Below are 14,657 nucleotides of genomic sequence, written 5' to 3' on the forward strand. Positions count from 1 at the left end.
TCCCTGCTGTAGTCAGGGAAATCCCTGGTTTGCGAAAACACAAGACCGGCCGGAACAACAGTGGTAGGATGCGCCCGCAACCGAGTATTTTCTCTAAACGACCCAATGCCGCGTCAGAGCCTGTCCATGATCCTTTTGCGTCTCCGCGCCAGAACGCTCATGAACAGACTCTCAGTAGGAGATTGCCATCATGGATAGATTAAGCGCTCTGCTCGAACACAACCGCCACTTCGTGGAAAACCGCGAATACGAGCAGTTCAAGACCGACAAATTCCCCGGCAAAGGCCTGGCCGTCCTGGCCTGTATGGACGCCCGGCTGGTGGAACTGCTGCCCAAGGCCATGGGCCTGAAGAACGGCGACGCCAAGCTGATCAAGAACGCCGGCGCGCTGATCACCCACCCGTGGGGTTCGGTGATGCGCAGCCTGATCATGGCCGTATACGAACTGCGCGCCGACGAGATCTGCGTGGTCGCTCACCGCGACTGCGGCATGCGCGCGGTCGATCCGCAGCGCGTGCTGGACCATGCGATGGAACGCGGCGTGTCGGAAGACACCATCGCCACGCTGCGCGCGGCCGGCATCGACCTGGACGGCTGGCTGAAGGGCTTCGACAACGTGTCCGACAGCGTGCGCCACACCGTGCACACCATCCGCAACCATCCGCTGATGCCCAAGGACGTTCCGGTGCACGGCATGGTGATCCATCCGTCCACCGGCCGGCTGGAAGTCATCGTCGACGGCTACCAGAACGACGACGCTCCGGAGTAAGCCGGTGCGTCTGGGCCTGTTCGGCGGCACCTTCGACCCCATCCACAACGCCCACCTGCGCATGGCCAACGCCTTCGCCGCGGAGCTGGCGCTGGACGAGGTCAGGCTGATTCCGGCCGGCCGGCCCTATCATCGCAGCCACGGCCCGTACGCCGCGCCGGCCCAGCGCCTCGCCATGGCGGAGCTGGCGGCGGCGGATCATCCGCGGCTGACGGTGGACGAGCGCGAAGTGCGCCGCCCCGGCGCGGCCTACACCATAGACACCCTGGAAGAACTGCGCGCCGAGCTGGGCCCCGCCGCCGAATTGTGGTTTTTGATCGGCGGCGACTCGCTGGCCACGCTGCACACCTGGAAGCGCTGGGACGAACTGTTGCGTTTCGCCAACCTGGCCGTAGCCTTGCGCCCCGGCTTCAATCCCGCCTCGCTGCCTGCGCCGGTGCGGCCCTTGTGGCGCGCCCGGCAAGTCTCTGATTTTTCAAATCGAACCGCATCCGGTACAATCCGCCCCTTGGCCTTGCCGCCGGTGGACATCGCGGCCACCGACATCCGCCAGCGCCTGGCGCGCGGCGACGCGGTGGACGATGTGCTGCCACCCGCGGTGCTGGCCTATATCCGCCAACACCGGCTATACCAGACAGTGTAGCCGCCGTGTCCGGCCACTTTCCGCCAGGCCGTCAGCAGACGGCCGGCAGCGATTCACTTTAAAAGCAATACGGCGGGTCTGCCGGCCGCTTGCGCGCGCCGGCCCGCCCGCCATTTTGCGGCCGCTTTGCGCCGGCTCTGGCCGACGCGGACCCCGCATAGGAAAAGGACATTATGGAAGTGCAAGACATTGCCAAGCTGGCGATCGAAGCCCTGGAAGACGTCAAGGGCAAGGACATCATCGAACTGGACACCAGCAAGCTGACCTCGCTGTTCCAGTGCATGATCGTGGCCACCGGCGACTCCAACCGCCAGGTCAAGGCGCTGGCCAACAGCGTGCACGTGAAGCTGAAGGAAGCCGGCGTGGACATCGTTGGCAGCGAAGGCCACGAAAGCGGCGAATGGGTGCTGGTGGACGCCGGCGACGTGGTGGTGCACGTGATGCTGCCCGCGGTGCGCGACTACTACGACATCGAAGCGCTGTGGGGCGGTCAGAAGCCCAGCTTCCTGCCGGCCGGCGGCCGTCCGTGGTCGGCGACCTGATCCGGCTGCGCTAAGCCGCCATCAAGAACGGGGACGCAAGTCCCCGTTTGCGTTTTACTCCCTGGCTCACACACGATGAAAATCACTATTCTCGCCGTCGGCACCAAGATGCCACGCTGGGTCGACGAAGCCTACGGCGATTACGCCAAGCGCTTTGGCCGCGACATCACGCTGGAACTGAAAGAAATCAAGCCGGAGAAACGCGGCGGCGGCGTCACCGCCGAAAAAGGCATCGCCGCCGAACACGAGCGGCTGCTCGCCGCCCTTCCGCCGCGCGCGCGGCTGGTGGTGATGGACGAGCGCGGCAAGAACTGGACCTCGGTGCGGCTGGCCGAAGGCCTGAAGGAATGGATGGCCGGCGGCGACGATGTGGCCTTCATCATCGGCGGCGCCGACGGCCTGGCCGCGGAATTGAAACAACGCGCCGACGTGCTGCTGCAACTGTCCGCGATGACGCTGCCGCACGGCATGGTCCGGGTGATGTTGGCCGAGCAGATCTACCGCGCCTATTCCATTCTCAACAACCACCCCTACCATCGCGAATAGACGGACGCTGGCGGATCAAGCCGGCGGCGAGACCTGGGCCGCCAAGGGCGGCGGCAAGGGCTGCGGCGCCAATCCGGCCCATTCCACCGTGACGGAATCCTCGCGCAGCGGCAGCGCCGAGCCCTCGGCGCGCGCCAGGCTGTCCAACCAATTTTCATTGCCTGAAAAAATCATGGCAGCTTCCTCCAGCCCTCATATTGCAAACGCCGCTCCACCGCGGTGGCGGATCGGCGGCAGGCCACCACCGGAATGCCCAGCGCGTGGGCGCTGTCCCGGTAATTGCGCATCACATTGTGTCCCAGGAAATCGGTGAGCAGGATCAACAGATCCGGCTTGCCCGGCAGCGGCGCCTTGCGCTGATGCACGACGTTGCGCCCGCAGATGTGGCGGGAAATCCGGATATCGTAGCTTTGCAGAACCGCCGGAATATTCCCCAAGCTGTCCGCGCCTATCAGCAGAGCGTTCATCAGCCACCTCCTTCTCGCGCGGCGCGGCACGCCGCCTTGACATGTCCTCACTCTAAGCCGATGTAATGGCGCAGTAAAGATATATAAAATTAGTTTTTTATTTCCAATAAATATATAAATGCCGCCGCGATCCCATCGCGTCATCCTCCGCGACGATGAATCGGCAAACCTTTGAAATCTCTAGGTAAAACAAGACGCCGCCTCCGCCGCCACGGCGGGCCTCATCTCGCGCCCCTCCCCCCGTCCTTGCCAGCAAAACTATCGACAGAAAAACCGAAACCCGCTACGCTGCGCGCCCTCGGCCTATCCGCCCAACCTATTGATCTGTATATACAAATGAACGCAGTTCTTCTGGCCGTCATCGTCATGCTCGGGCTGGCGCTCTTGCGCACCCACGTCGTCATCAGCCTGCTGCTCGGCGCCTTGATCGGCGGTCTTAGCGGCGGCCTGTCTCTGTCCCGCACGCTGGAAGCCTTCAACAACGGCATCACCGGCGGCGCCGCGGTGGCCTTGTCCTACGCCCTGCTGGGCGCCTTCGCTCTTGCCATCGCCAAATCCGGCCTGCCCCACGCGATGGCGGATCTGGCGATCAAGCGGCTGGAACGAGGCGGCGCGCAAGGCAAACTGAAATGGGCCTTGATCCTGTTGCTGGCCCTGGTCAGCGTCGCCAGTCAGAACCTGGTTCCCATCCACATCGCCTTCATCCCGCTGCTGGTGCCGCCGCTGCTCTATGTGATGGCGCGGCTGCACCTGGACCGCCGCCTGGTCGCCTGCGTGATCACCTTCGGCCTGGTCACGCCCTATATGGTGTTCCCGGTGGGCTTCGGCGATATCTTTCTGAAGCAGATCCTGCTCGGCAACATCGCCAAATCCGGCATGGACGTGCGCGGCGTCAATGTGATGCACGCGATGGCGATACCGGCGCTGGGCATGCTGGCCGGCCTGCTGTGGGCGGTGCTGGTCAGCTACCGCAAACCGCGCCAGTACGCGCTGGGCAAGATAGAAAACGCCGAACGCACCCGCGCCAAGGTCAGCCGCAAATCGCTGGCCACCGCGCTGCTGGCGATCACGCTGGCCTTCGCGGTGCAGCTGTATACCGATTCGATGATCATGGGCGCGCTGGCGGGCTTTCTGCTCTTCCTCGCCACCGGCGTGGTGAAATGGAAGGACGCGGACGGTTTGTTCAACGAAGGCATGAAGATGATGGCGATGATAGGCTTCACCATGATCACCGCCCAGGGCTTCGCGGAAGTGCTGAAAGCCACCGGCCAGGTGGGCGCGCTGGTGACCGCCAGCGCCGGCCTGTTCGCCGGCAATCAGGGCGTGGCCGCCTTCGCCATGCTGCTGGTGGGCCTGGTGGTGACCCTGGGCATAGGCTCGTCCTTCTCCACCGTGCCCATTCTCACCGCCATCTACGTGCCCCTGTGCATGCACCTGGGCTTCTCGCCGCTGGCCACCGTGGCCATCATCGGCACCGCCGGCGCGCTGGGCGACGCCGGCTCGCCGGCTTCGGACTCCACGCTGGGCCCGACTTCAGGCCTGAACGTGGACGGCCAGCACGACCATATCCGCGACACCGTGCTGCCCACCTTCCTGCACTACAACCTGCCTGTGCTGGCGGCCGGCTGGATCGCGGCCATGGTGTTGTAGAATGGCCGGCATGGATGATCAAATCGATGCCCGCCTGGCCGAAATGGAAGTGAAGCTCGCCTTCCAGGACGAACTATTGGACGCGCTGAACGCCACCGTGGCGCGCCAGCAAAAAGACATGGAGTTGCTGCAACAGCAGATGCGTCTGCTCTACCAGCAATTCCGTCAGGCCCAGCCGGACGACGCCGCGTCCGGCCTCAGCCTGCGCGACGAGATTCCGCCGCACTATTGAGGAGCAGGCGGCTCAAGCACCCCGCCGCCGCGACACCACCGCCTCGATATTCTTGCGGCCGATCAACGGCGCCGGCTCCGGCATGTCCGCCGGCTCCGGCCCCAGCCATTTGTACATCACCAGACAGTCCACCAGACCCAGCCGCGCGTGACGATAGGCGCGCGGCAAACGCCCCACCTGCTCGTAGCCCAGCTTGCGCCACAAGGCCACCGCCACCTCATTGCTGGCCACCACGGAATTGAACTGCATCGCCAGGAAGCCGCTGTCCCGCGCCAATTGCTGCGAATGCTCGCACATCAGCCGCGCCACGCCCTTGCCGCGCGCCGCCTCGGCCACCATATAGCCGCAGTTGCAGACATGGCCGCCCGGGCCGGCGGCGTTGGGCTTGAGAAAATACGAGCCCAGCAGCGCGCCGTCCTCCTCCGCCACCAGCGTGTGCAAAGGCAGCCGCAACCACAGCTCGCGCGCCTGCTCCCGCGTCATCTCCGGATCGAAGGCGTAGGTTTCCCTGGCCGCCACCACCGCGTGGAACACCGGCCAGAAACGCTCGAAATCGTCGTCGTTCATCGGTCTGATCGTAATCATGCTGCCTCCTGTTTCAATTGCGCCGTCCCCGGCTTCCTGGTCATGCGTCCGGACAACAGGCTGGCGCTGGCGATCAAGGCGCCGCCCGCCCATTCGCGCGGCGTCATCGCCTCGCCGGCCAGCAAATAGGCCGACGCCGCCGCGAACAACAACTCCATCAGCATCAACGTCATCGTCTGCGTCGCCGGCAGAATGGAAACCCCGTGCTGCGATATCACGCTGGTGCACAGCAAGGTGACGCCCAGGATGCCCAGCACCAGCCAGCTTTGCGGCGGTATCTCCAGGATACCGCCCAACTGCCCGGCCAGCGCCAGCTTGATCGCGCCGATGGACGCCACGCCGAACCAGATCGACGCCGATTTGACCGGCACCGGAATGGACTGGGCGCCGCGGCTGATCACATTGCCCAGCGCGAAGGCCATGCCGCCGGACAAGGCCAGCCATTCGTAGCGATGGCTGAGCGGCAGCTCCCCGGCGAACAGGCCGGGACGATAGATGAAGATGAAGCAGCCGAGCAGCGACAGGGCCACCACCAGCCAGCCGCTGCGGGTCAGGCGCTCCTTCAGGATCAGCCGCGACAGGAACACCGTCCACAGCGGCGATAGGTAGAACAGCAGCAAGACCCGCATCACTTGTCCCTCGGACACGGCCCAGGTATAGCTGTAGTTGCACCAGCCGAACACCGCGGTCAGCACCAGCAACACCGGCTGCAGCCGGAATTGGCGGCGGTAGACGTCGAAAAAGGTGATCACGCCCAGGGTGATGGCCACCAGATAGACCACCAGCGAGGTCATCGCCACGCTGACTCCGCTTTGATTGAGGCTGCGGAAGGGATACCACATCAGCCCCCACACCAGCGCGGTGGTCAGAATGCCGGTGGTGGCCAGAAACTTTTGTTTTACAGGTGTCATTGCTGTTCTTAAGATGTTCGCTGTTCGTTTGCTTGCGCCCGCTTTCCTGGAGATACCCGTGAACCCTCGCCTGGCCCAATTGCAGCCCTATCCGTTTCAACGCCTGCGCGCCCTGCTCGCCGGCGCGACGCCGCCCGCGGACAAGGCGCACATCAACCTGTCGATAGGCGAACCCAAGCACCCGACGCCGGCGCTGGTGGAACAGGCGCTGATAGCCAATCTGGGCGGCTTGTCGCAATACCCGGCCACGCTGGGCAGCGAAGCGCTGCGCCAGGCCTGCGCCGCCTGGATGCGGCGGCGTTATGATCTGAACCTGGATGCGCAAAGCGAGATACTGCCGGTCAACGGCAGCCGTGAAGCCTTGTTTGCTTTTGTGCAGACGGTGATCGACGCAAGCGCGGAGCCTGCGCCGGTAGTGATATCCCCGAATCCTTTTTACCAGATTTACGAAGGCGCGGCACTGTTGGCCGGCGCCGAGCCCCACTATGTCAACTGCCTGGCCGAACAGCGCTTCCAGCCGGACTGGAGCCAGGTGCCGGAATCGGTGTGGGCACGCACCCAGCTGGTGATCGTGTGCAGCCCCGGCAATCCCACCGGCGCGGTGATGTCGCTGGCCGATTGGGAAACCCTGTTCCAGCTGTCCGACCGCTACGGCTTCGTCATCGCCAGCGACGAGTGCTATTCCGAAATCCACTTCGGCCGGCCGCCGCTGGGCGGACTGGAGGCGGCGAGCAAGCTGGGACGCGGCTTTGAGCGGCTGCTGATGTTCACCAGCCTGTCCAAGCGCTCCAATGTGCCGGGCATGCGCTCGGGCTTCGTCGCCGGCGACGCGGCGCTCCTGGCGAAATTCCTGCTCTACCGCACCTACCACGGCAGCGCGATGAGCCTGACGATACAGGCGGCCAGCGTGGCGGCCTGGAACGACGAGGATCACGTCGAGTCCAACCGGGCGCAATACATCGCCAAGTTCGACGCGGTCACCCCGCGGCTGGCGATGGGGCTGGAAGTGCGCCGCCCGGACGCCGGTTTCTACCTGTGGGCCAAGGTGCCGGACGGGAATGATGTAGACTTCGCCAAGGCGCTGTTCGCCGAAGAACACGTCACCGTGCTGCCCGGCAGCTACCTGGCGCGCGAGGCCCACGGCGTCAATCCCGGCGCCGGCTATGTCCGCGTCGCGCTGGTGGCCACGCAGGAGGAATGCGTGGCCGGCGTCGAGCGCATCGTCGCCTTCACCGAGCGCCGGCAGCGCCAGACCCCCTGAATCCACGCGGCCCGCCTCCGGCGCGGCCGCTTGAAAGCGAATTGAATGACGACTTCCATCCACATTGCCAAAGGACTGAACACCATGCATCCGATCCAGACCCTGATCGAAGAAGCGTTTGAGAAGCGCGCCGAGATCACGCCCGCCACCGTCTCCGCCGAACTGAAGGCCGCCATCGGCCAGGTGATCGCCGAGCTGGACGCCGGCCGCCTGCGCGTGGCGGAAAAACAGGGCGCCGACTGGGTGGTGAACCAGTGGGTGAAGAAGGCGGTGCTGCTGTCTTTCCGCATCCGCGACAATGAAATCTCCGACGACGGCGTCAACCGCTACTTCGACAAGGTCGACACCAAGTTCGCCGACTGGAACCCGGCCCGCTTCCAGGAAGCCGGTTTCCGCGTGGTGCCGGGCGCGGTGGCGCGCAAGGGCAGCTTCATCGCCAAGAACACCGTGCTGATGCCGTCCTACGTCAATATCGGCGCCTACGTCGACGAAGGCGCGATGGTGGACACCTGGGCCACCGTCGGCTCCTGCGCCCAGATCGGCAAGAATGTTCACCTGTCCGGCGGCGTCGGCATCGGCGGCGTGCTGGAACCGCTGCAGGCCAACCCCACCATCATCGAAGACAACTGCTTCATCGGCGCGCGTTCGGAAATCGTCGAAGGCGTGATCGTAGGCGAAGGCTCGGTGATCTCCATGGGCGTCTACATCGGCCAATCCACCAAGATCTACGACCGCGAAACCGGCGAAGTCAGCTACGGCCGCGTGCCGCCGGGCTCGGTGGTGGTGTCCGGCAACCTGCCCAGCAAGGATGGCAGCCACAGCCTGTACTGCGCGGTGATCGTCAAGAAAGTGGACGCTCAGACTCGCAGCAAGACCAGCATCAACGAGCTGCTGCGCGGCGTGTAAGGCCCCGCCGTCCGCCGGCTCGGGCGGACGGTCGGCTCCCCCGCCGTCCGCCTTTTCTCCCCTCCGTCGTCGCCTCTCGGCGTCTCCGGCCGCATTGCAATGCAGCATATTTGCATCGCGAATGCTGTTGAAATTTGGCTAGTCCACGACAAGTCTATAAAATCTCCAGTTCGAAAAGAATCGGCAAAAAAGCGGCCGCTCTCCAAGCACCGCTCAGCCCAGGCCGCGAAGCGCCGCCAGCCAAGGCGCAGCGCAACGCCAAAGCTTGGGCGACGGGCTTCAAGAGCCGCTTTGCCTGAACGGCCCGCCATCGCACCGCTCCGGGTCCGCCGTTTCAACCGAAGCCGTCCGCGGCTTCACGCATGCTATCTGGAAAACTTGTGTCTTCTGACAATTTCATCGAGTTCAGAAACGTCAGCTTCGCCTATGGCGAACGGCCCATTCTGAAAAACCTCAACCTCGCGATTCCGCGCGGCAAGCTGGTGGCCGTCATGGGCGGCAGCGGCAGCGGCAAGACCACGCTGCTGCGGCTGATCTCGGGCCAGAACCGGCCGCAAAGCGGCGAGGTGCTGGTGGACGGCAAGAGCGTCGCCAAAATGAGCGCCGCCGAACTTTATCAACACCGCCGCCGCATGGGCATGTTGTTCCAGTTCGGCGCGCTGTTCACCGATCTGTCGGTGTTCGACAACGTCGCCTTCCCCATTCGCGAGCACACCAAGCTGCCGGACAGCATGATCCGCGACCTGGTGACCATGAAGCTGGAAGCGGTCGGCCTGCGCGGCACCCAGCAGCTGATGCCGGCCGAACTGTCCGGCGGCATGGCGCGCCGGGTGGCGCTGGCGCGCGCCATCGCGCTGGACCCTCAGCTGATGCTGTACGACGAACCCTTCACCGGCCTGGACCCGATCTCGCTGGGCGTGATCGCCCACCTGATCAAGAAGCTCAACCACGCGCTGGGCACCACCGCGGTGATGGTCACCCACGACGTGCACAAATCGCTGGAGATCGTGGACCACGTGCTCTTCGTCGCAGGCGGCGAAATCGTCGCCCAGGGCACGCCGGACCAGGTGCGCAATTCGGATTCGCCATGGGTGCACCAATTCATCTGGGGCGAGGCCGACGGCCCGGTGCATTACGCCTATCCGGCGGAGCGCTCGCTCGCCGACGACCTGGGACTCAACGGAGGCCGCCATGCTTGACCTGATCGCCGCGCCCTTGCGCAGACTAGGCCATCTCGCCATCAACGCCGTCTGGCGGCTGGGCTTCGCCTGCCGCTTTCTGGTGGCCATCCTGCGGGGCAGCGGCCAAAGCCTGCTGCGGCCGCAGCTGACCATACGCGAGGTCTACTTCGCCGGCGTGATGTCCTTGATCATCATCCTGGTGTCCGGCCTCTTCGTCGGCATGGTGCTGGGCCTGCAGGGCTACAGCACCCTCGCCAAATTCGGCTCCTCCGACGCGCTGGGCGCGGTGGTGGCGCTGGCCCTGCTGCGCGAATTGGGCCCGGTGCTGGCCGCGCTCTTGTTCGCCAGCCGCGCCGGCAGCGCGATGACGGCCGAAATCGGCCTGATGAAAACCACGGAGCAACTGGACGCGATGAGCGTGATGGCGGTCGATCCGATCGCCCGCGTCGTGGCGCCGCGCTTCTGGGCCGGCGTGATCTCCATGCCCATCCTGGCCGCGCTGTTCAACGTGGTCGGCATCTTCGGCGGCTACCTGGTGGGCGTGGTGATGATAGGCCTGGACGTCGGCACCTTCTGGTCGCAGATGCAGGCCAACGTCGATCTGCATTTCGATGTGGTCAACGGACTGATCAAGAGCCTGTGCTTCGGCGTCGCCGTCACCCTGATCGCCGTGTTCGAAGGCTATGACGCCACTCCGACGGCCAGCGGCGTGTCCGCCGCCACCACCCGGACCGTGGTCACCTCCGCATTGGTCATCCTGGCGCTGGATTTCATCCTGACCGCCTTCATGTTCTAGGAAAAACCCGAATGAAACGCTCTACTATTGACTTGTGGGTAGGCATTTTCGTGGCGCTGGGCATTGCCGCCGTCACCTTTCTGTCGCTGAAAGTGGCCAATCTGGTCCCGCAAAGCGCCAACCAGACCTATGTGCTCTACGCCGACTTCGACAACGTCGGCGGACTGAAGGTCAAAGCGCCGGTCAAGGAAGCCGGCGTGGTGATCGGACGCGTGGCCGACATCCGGCTCAACCCGAAAACTTATCGCGCCCGCGTGACTCTGAATATTGACAAGACCTATCAGATCAGCGACGACGCCAGCGCGTCCATCCTGACCGCCGGCCTGCTGGGCGAACAATATATCGGCATGCTGCAAGGCGGCTCGGAAACCAATCTGGCCCCGGGCGGCACCATCACCATCACCTCCTCGGCCATGGTGCTGGAACAATTGATCGGCAAGTTCATAACGGGCTTTACCGATAGCAACAAGAGCGCTGACAAATAGCGCGGCACAAAGACGGGGCACCCCGCAACACACTGCCGGCCGGCGCGCTGCCCGCGCCGCCGGCTCACTCGCAATCGATTGGAAAAAAGATGAAAAAACTGCTCGCATTCTGCTGTCTGCTGTTCGGCCTGTCCGCCGCGGCCCAAGCCGCCGGCGACACCCCCACCGACGTGATCAAGGACGCTTCCCGCCAGGTGCTGGAAGTGCTGAAACAGGACAACGGCAAGAACACCAAGCAAATCCGCCTGCAGGCGGAAGCGGTGGCGGTGCCGATGTTCGACTTCCCGCGCATGACCGCGCTGGCCGTGGGCCTGGGCTGGCGTCAGGCCAGCGCCGAACAGCGCGCGCAACTGACCCAGCAATTCCAGACCCTGCTGGTGCGCACCTATTCCGCGACCATGACCCGCTTCAAGACCGCCCAGGTCGACGTCAAGCCCAACCCGCTGATGAGCAACGGCGACCGCGACGCCACCGTGAAAACCACGGTGACCCTGCCGGGCAACGCCAACCCGGTCGCGGTGGATTATTCGCTGAACAAAGGCGCGCAAGGCTGGAAGATCTATAACGTCAGCGTGGAAGGCGCCAGCCTGGTCACCGTCTATCGCAACTCCTTCAACGAAGAAGTGCGCAAAAGCGGCGTGGACGGTCTGATCAAGCTGCTGCAGAACAAGAACGCGGCGCCGGCCGCCGCCGCGCCCGCCAAGGGCAACGCCTGATGCTGGAACGCACCGCCCCCGGCCAGGCCCGGCTCAGCGGCCAACTGAACATGGACAGCTGCGGCCCCTTCGCCGCGCCGCTGGCCAAGCTCGCCGGCGAAGCGCCCTTGCGCCTGGATCTGTCCGGCGTGACCGGCGCCGACTCGGCCGCGCTGGCCCTGTTGCTCGGCGCGCGCCGCGCCGCCGACGCCGCCGGCCACGCCCTGTCGCTGGAAAACTGGCCGAGCGGGCTCAGCGCCTTGCTGGACCTTTACTCGCTGGCGGAGCTGCTGTCCGCCCCGGCGGCGGATTGATATGCGGAGAGGATTTATGTCGTCCCTGAAACCCGCGCTGACCTGCCTGGCGCTCTCGCTGCTGCTGGCCGGCTGCGCCAGCAACCCGACGGTACCTTACGACCGCTTCGAGCCCTATAACCGCGCCATGTACCAGGTCAACGACACCGCCGACCGCTACGTGATCAAGCCGGTGGCCGAGGGCTACAAGGCCGTCACGCCGTCGCCGGTGCGCACCGGCGTCAGCAATTTCTTCGACAATCTCAAAGACGTCTACAGCGCGCTGTCCAACGCCTTGCGCGCCGAGCCGGAAAAAGCGCTGAACGACGTGATGCGAGTGGCGATGAACACCGGCTTCGGCCTGTTCGGCCTGATCGACATCGCCAGCCAGGCCGGCCTGAAGAACAACAAGACCACGCTGGGCGACACCTTCGCCGCCTGGGGCTGGCACGACAGCAACTATCTGGTGCTGCCCTTCTTCGGCCCCTCCACCGTGCGCGACGGCGCCGGCCTGACCGCCTCGCTGGCCGGCCCGGGCCCGGAAAAAATGTTCTACGACACCACCTGGCAGGCGGTGGGCTTCTACGGCCTGTACGGCGTGAACACCCGCGCCCGCTACCTGGGCGTGGAAGCCATGCTCAGCACCGCGGCGCTGGATCCGTACAGCTACACCCGCGACGCCTATATGCAGTTGCGCGCGCAGCAGCTGGGCCTGCCCAACCCCACCCAGCCGGCGGACACCTTCAGCCTGGACGAACTGGTCGACTCGCCCGCCGCGACGGCGCCCGGCGACAAGACAGCGGCCTCCGCCGCGCAGTAAACCCACTCTCTCCGCCGCCGGCCACTGGCCGGCGGCCTTCCTTTTTACTTATCAACAGGAAACGCCATGAGCAATCTGCCAGCCTGTCCGCAATGCAAATCCGAATACACCTATCAGGATGGCGCGATGTATGTCTGCCCGGAGTGCGCGCACGAATGGAACGAGCAGGCCGCGCCGTCCGAAGAGGCCCGCGTGATCAAGGACGCCAACGGCAATGTGCTGCAGAACGGCGACAGCGTCACCGTGATCAAGGATCTGAAAGTCAAAGGCTCCTCCCTGGTGGTGAAAGTGGGCACCAAGGTGAAGAACATCCGCCTGGTCGACGGCGACCACGACATCGATTGCAAGATCGACGGCATCGGCGCGATGAGCCTGAAGTCCGAATTCGTCAAGAAAGCGTAAATTCCGCGCTTCAAAACAAAACGCCACGGCCTGAGCCGTGGCGTTTTTCATTGCAAAAGCAAGCTTATCGCTTAGAGCCTGTTTACGATCTCGCGAGCTAGAGCGAGACAAGACGAAAACGGCTGAGAAAGCGGAATGTACATTCGGTACATGAGCATTTCGAAGACGGTTTCAACGCCGTATCGCCGACGCGCAGCAGATCGTAAACAGACTCTTAGCTGATCCGTTCGATCAGCGCGCCCACCGCGCCCAGCTTCTTCTCGATATGCTCGTAGCCGCGGTCCAGGTGGTAGATGCGATCGACGATGGTCTCGCCCTCGGCCACCAGACCGGCGATCACCAGGCTGGCCGACGCGCGCAGATCGGTGGCCATCACCGTGGCGCCGGACAGCTTCTCCACGCCCTTGATGATGGCGGTGTTGCCTTCCACTTCGATATTGGCGCCCATGCGGTTCAGCTCGGGCACGTGCATGAAGCGGTTTTCGAAAATGGTTTCGGTCACCACGCCGGCGCCCTCGGCCACGCAGTTCAGCGTCATCAGCTGGGCCTGCATGTCGGTGGGGAAAGCCGGGTAAGGCAAGGTGCGGAAGTTCACCGCCTGCGGACGGCGCTTCATGTCCAGCGAGATCCAGTCGTCGCCGCACTCCACCACCGCGCCGGTTTCGGCCAGCTTGTCCAGCACCGCTTCCATGCTCTTGGGCGCGGCGTTGCGCAGCACGATGTGGCCGCGCGTCATCGCGCCGGCCACCAGGAAGGTGCCCGCCTCGATGCGGTCCGGCATCACCGCGTAATCCGCGCCGTGCAGACGCTCCACGCCCTCGATCACCAGCCGGTCCGTGCCGATGCCGCTGATCTTGGCGCCCATGGCCACCAGACAGTTGGCCAGATCGGTCACTTCCGGTTCGCGCGCGGCGTTTTCCAGTACGGTGGTGCCCTCGGCCAGCGTCGCCGCCATCAACAGGTTCTCGGTGCCGCCCACGGTCACCATGTCCATGATGATGCGCGCGCCGCGCAGGCGGCGGGCCTTGGCCTTGACGTAGCCGTGCTCGATGCTGACCTCGGCGCCCATCGCCACCAGGCCCTTGATGTGCTGATCCACCGGCCGGCTGCCGATGGCGCAGCCGCCCGGCAGGGACACCGTGGCCTCGCCGAAGCGCGCCAGCGTCGGGCCCAGCACCAGGATGGACGCGCGCATGGTCTTCACCAGATCGTACGGCGCCACCAGGCTGTCCAGATGGCCGGCGGTGATTTCCATCTCGTGCACATTGTCCGTCATCACCCGCACCCCCATGCCTTGCAGCAGCTTCTGGGTGGTGGCGATGTCGCGCAACATCGGCACATTGGTGAAGCGCATGGTGTCTCCGGTCAACAGACTGGCGCACAGAATGGGCAGGGCGGCGTTCTTGGCGCCGGAAACGCGGATCTCGCCGTTGATCGGACCGTTGCCGATGATTTTCAATTTATCCATGACGG

At 64.6% G+C, this 14,657-nt stretch carries 20 protein-coding genes; 15 read left to right on the plus strand and 5 right to left on the minus strand.

Annotation, left to right across the window (positions count from 1 at the left end):
* Positions 1-190 precede the first annotated feature (190 nt).
* From AB1Z25_RS21110 to rlmH, 4 genes are all read left to right on the plus strand, one after another.
* The gene (locus AB1Z25_RS21110) at positions 191-769 is read left to right on the plus strand and encodes a beta-class carbonic anhydrase (RefSeq protein ID WP_107801045.1); all 579 of its coding nucleotides are present in this window, start codon (positions 191-193) and stop codon (positions 767-769) included.
* 4 nt (positions 770-773) lie between these two features.
* Entirely contained in the window at positions 774-1,412 is a 639-nt protein-coding gene (gene nadD / locus AB1Z25_RS21115; RefSeq protein ID WP_486636102.1) for a nicotinate-nucleotide adenylyltransferase, read from the plus strand.
* A gap of 173 nt (positions 1,413-1,585) precedes the next feature.
* Entirely contained in the window at positions 1,586-1,954 is a 369-nt protein-coding gene (gene rsfS / locus AB1Z25_RS21120; protein ID WP_019101317.1) for a ribosome silencing factor, read from the plus strand.
* A gap of 75 nt (positions 1,955-2,029) precedes the next feature.
* Complete coding sequence (rlmH, locus tag AB1Z25_RS21125) at positions 2,030-2,500, plus strand: 23S rRNA (pseudouridine(1915)-N(3))-methyltransferase RlmH (protein ID WP_227105648.1); 471 nt, start codon at positions 2,030-2,032, stop codon at positions 2,498-2,500.
* A 15-nt stretch (positions 2,501-2,515) separates the two neighbouring features.
* Here the strand turns inward: rlmH and AB1Z25_RS21130 are convergent, their stop codons facing one another.
* Together AB1Z25_RS21130 and AB1Z25_RS21135 are read right to left on the minus strand one after the other, a co-directional pair.
* Entirely contained in the window at positions 2,516-2,674 is a 159-nt protein-coding gene (locus AB1Z25_RS21130) for a hypothetical protein (RefSeq protein ID WP_486636103.1), read from the minus strand.
* Entirely contained in the window at positions 2,671-2,967 is a 297-nt protein-coding gene (locus AB1Z25_RS21135; RefSeq protein ID WP_486636104.1) for a DUF2325 domain-containing protein, read from the minus strand. Before AB1Z25_RS21135 ends, AB1Z25_RS21130 begins: the two co-directional genes overlap by 4 nt.
* A 336-nt stretch (positions 2,968-3,303) precedes the next feature.
* Between AB1Z25_RS21135 and AB1Z25_RS21140 the strand changes: the two genes are divergently transcribed.
* Positions 3,304-4,617: a Na+/H+ antiporter family protein gene (locus AB1Z25_RS21140; protein ID WP_107801048.1), complete on the plus strand. Its 1,314-nt coding sequence runs from the start codon at positions 3,304-3,306 to the stop codon at positions 4,615-4,617.
* A gap of 10 nt (positions 4,618-4,627) precedes the next feature.
* Positions 4,628-4,849, plus strand: a complete 222-nt coding sequence (locus AB1Z25_RS21145; protein WP_486636105.1) for a SlyX family protein — start codon at positions 4,628-4,630, stop codon at positions 4,847-4,849.
* 12 nt (positions 4,850-4,861) lie between these two features.
* On the opposite strand, the gene AB1Z25_RS21150 is transcribed toward AB1Z25_RS21145, so the two are convergent.
* Both AB1Z25_RS21150 and AB1Z25_RS21155 read right to left on the minus strand, forming a co-directional pair.
* Positions 4,862-5,434 carry a GNAT family N-acetyltransferase gene (locus AB1Z25_RS21150; RefSeq protein WP_486636106.1) on the minus strand — a complete coding sequence of 191 codons (573 nt, stop codon included), beginning with the start codon at positions 5,432-5,434 and terminating at the stop codon, positions 4,862-4,864.
* Complete coding sequence (locus AB1Z25_RS21155) at positions 5,431-6,345, minus strand: DMT family transporter (protein WP_486636107.1); 915 nt, start codon at positions 6,343-6,345, stop codon at positions 5,431-5,433. The genes AB1Z25_RS21150 and AB1Z25_RS21155 overlap by 4 nt, the downstream gene beginning before the upstream one ends.
* A 58-nt stretch (positions 6,346-6,403) precedes the next feature.
* Here AB1Z25_RS21155 and dapC point away from each other — a divergent pair, with 58 nt between their 5' ends.
* The 9 genes from dapC (at position 6,404) to AB1Z25_RS21200 (ending at position 13,184) form a co-directional block, all read left to right on the plus strand.
* Positions 6,404-7,606 carry a succinyldiaminopimelate transaminase gene (dapC, locus tag AB1Z25_RS21160; protein ID WP_486636108.1) on the plus strand — a complete coding sequence of 401 codons (1,203 nt, stop codon included), beginning with the start codon at positions 6,404-6,406 and terminating at the stop codon, positions 7,604-7,606.
* Between the two features lie 84 nt (positions 7,607-7,690).
* Complete coding sequence (gene dapD, locus AB1Z25_RS21165; protein ID WP_227108622.1) at positions 7,691-8,512, plus strand: 2,3,4,5-tetrahydropyridine-2,6-dicarboxylate N-succinyltransferase; 822 nt, start codon at positions 7,691-7,693, stop codon at positions 8,510-8,512.
* A 380-nt stretch (positions 8,513-8,892) separates the two neighbouring features.
* Positions 8,893-9,711 carry an ABC transporter ATP-binding protein gene (locus AB1Z25_RS21170; protein ID WP_199225948.1) on the plus strand — a complete coding sequence of 273 codons (819 nt, stop codon included), beginning with the start codon at positions 8,893-8,895 and terminating at the stop codon, positions 9,709-9,711.
* Complete coding sequence (gene mlaE / locus AB1Z25_RS21175; protein ID WP_107801053.1) at positions 9,704-10,489, plus strand: lipid asymmetry maintenance ABC transporter permease subunit MlaE; 786 nt, start codon at positions 9,704-9,706, stop codon at positions 10,487-10,489. Before AB1Z25_RS21170 ends, mlaE begins: the two co-directional genes overlap by 8 nt.
* An 11-nt stretch (positions 10,490-10,500) precedes the next feature.
* Positions 10,501-10,974 carry an outer membrane lipid asymmetry maintenance protein MlaD gene (gene mlaD, locus AB1Z25_RS21180; RefSeq protein ID WP_107801054.1) on the plus strand — a complete coding sequence of 158 codons (474 nt, stop codon included), beginning with the start codon at positions 10,501-10,503 and terminating at the stop codon, positions 10,972-10,974.
* A gap of 89 nt (positions 10,975-11,063) precedes the next feature.
* The gene (locus AB1Z25_RS21185) at positions 11,064-11,690 is read left to right on the plus strand and encodes an MlaC/ttg2D family ABC transporter substrate-binding protein (protein ID WP_107801055.1); all 627 of its coding nucleotides are present in this window, start codon (positions 11,064-11,066) and stop codon (positions 11,688-11,690) included.
* A complete protein-coding gene (locus AB1Z25_RS21190; protein WP_107801056.1) occupies positions 11,690-11,983 on the plus strand; it encodes an STAS domain-containing protein in 294 nt (97 codons plus the stop codon). The genes AB1Z25_RS21185 and AB1Z25_RS21190 overlap by 1 nt, the downstream gene beginning before the upstream one ends.
* A 16-nt stretch (positions 11,984-11,999) precedes the next feature.
* Positions 12,000-12,782, plus strand: a complete 783-nt coding sequence (locus AB1Z25_RS21195) for an MlaA family lipoprotein (protein WP_486636109.1) — start codon at positions 12,000-12,002, stop codon at positions 12,780-12,782.
* Between the two features lie 66 nt (positions 12,783-12,848).
* Positions 12,849-13,184 carry a zinc ribbon domain-containing protein YjdM gene (locus tag AB1Z25_RS21200; protein WP_486636110.1) on the plus strand — a complete coding sequence of 112 codons (336 nt, stop codon included), beginning with the start codon at positions 12,849-12,851 and terminating at the stop codon, positions 13,182-13,184.
* Positions 13,185-13,398: 214 nt separating this feature from the next.
* Here the strand turns inward: AB1Z25_RS21200 and murA are convergent, their stop codons facing one another.
* Positions 13,399-14,652: a UDP-N-acetylglucosamine 1-carboxyvinyltransferase gene (murA, locus tag AB1Z25_RS21205; protein WP_107801059.1), complete on the minus strand. Its 1,254-nt coding sequence runs from the start codon at positions 14,650-14,652 to the stop codon at positions 13,399-13,401.
* Positions 14,653-14,657: the final 5 nt, after the last annotated feature.

It is taken from the genome of Chromobacterium sp. HL1 (assembly GCF_057418835.1).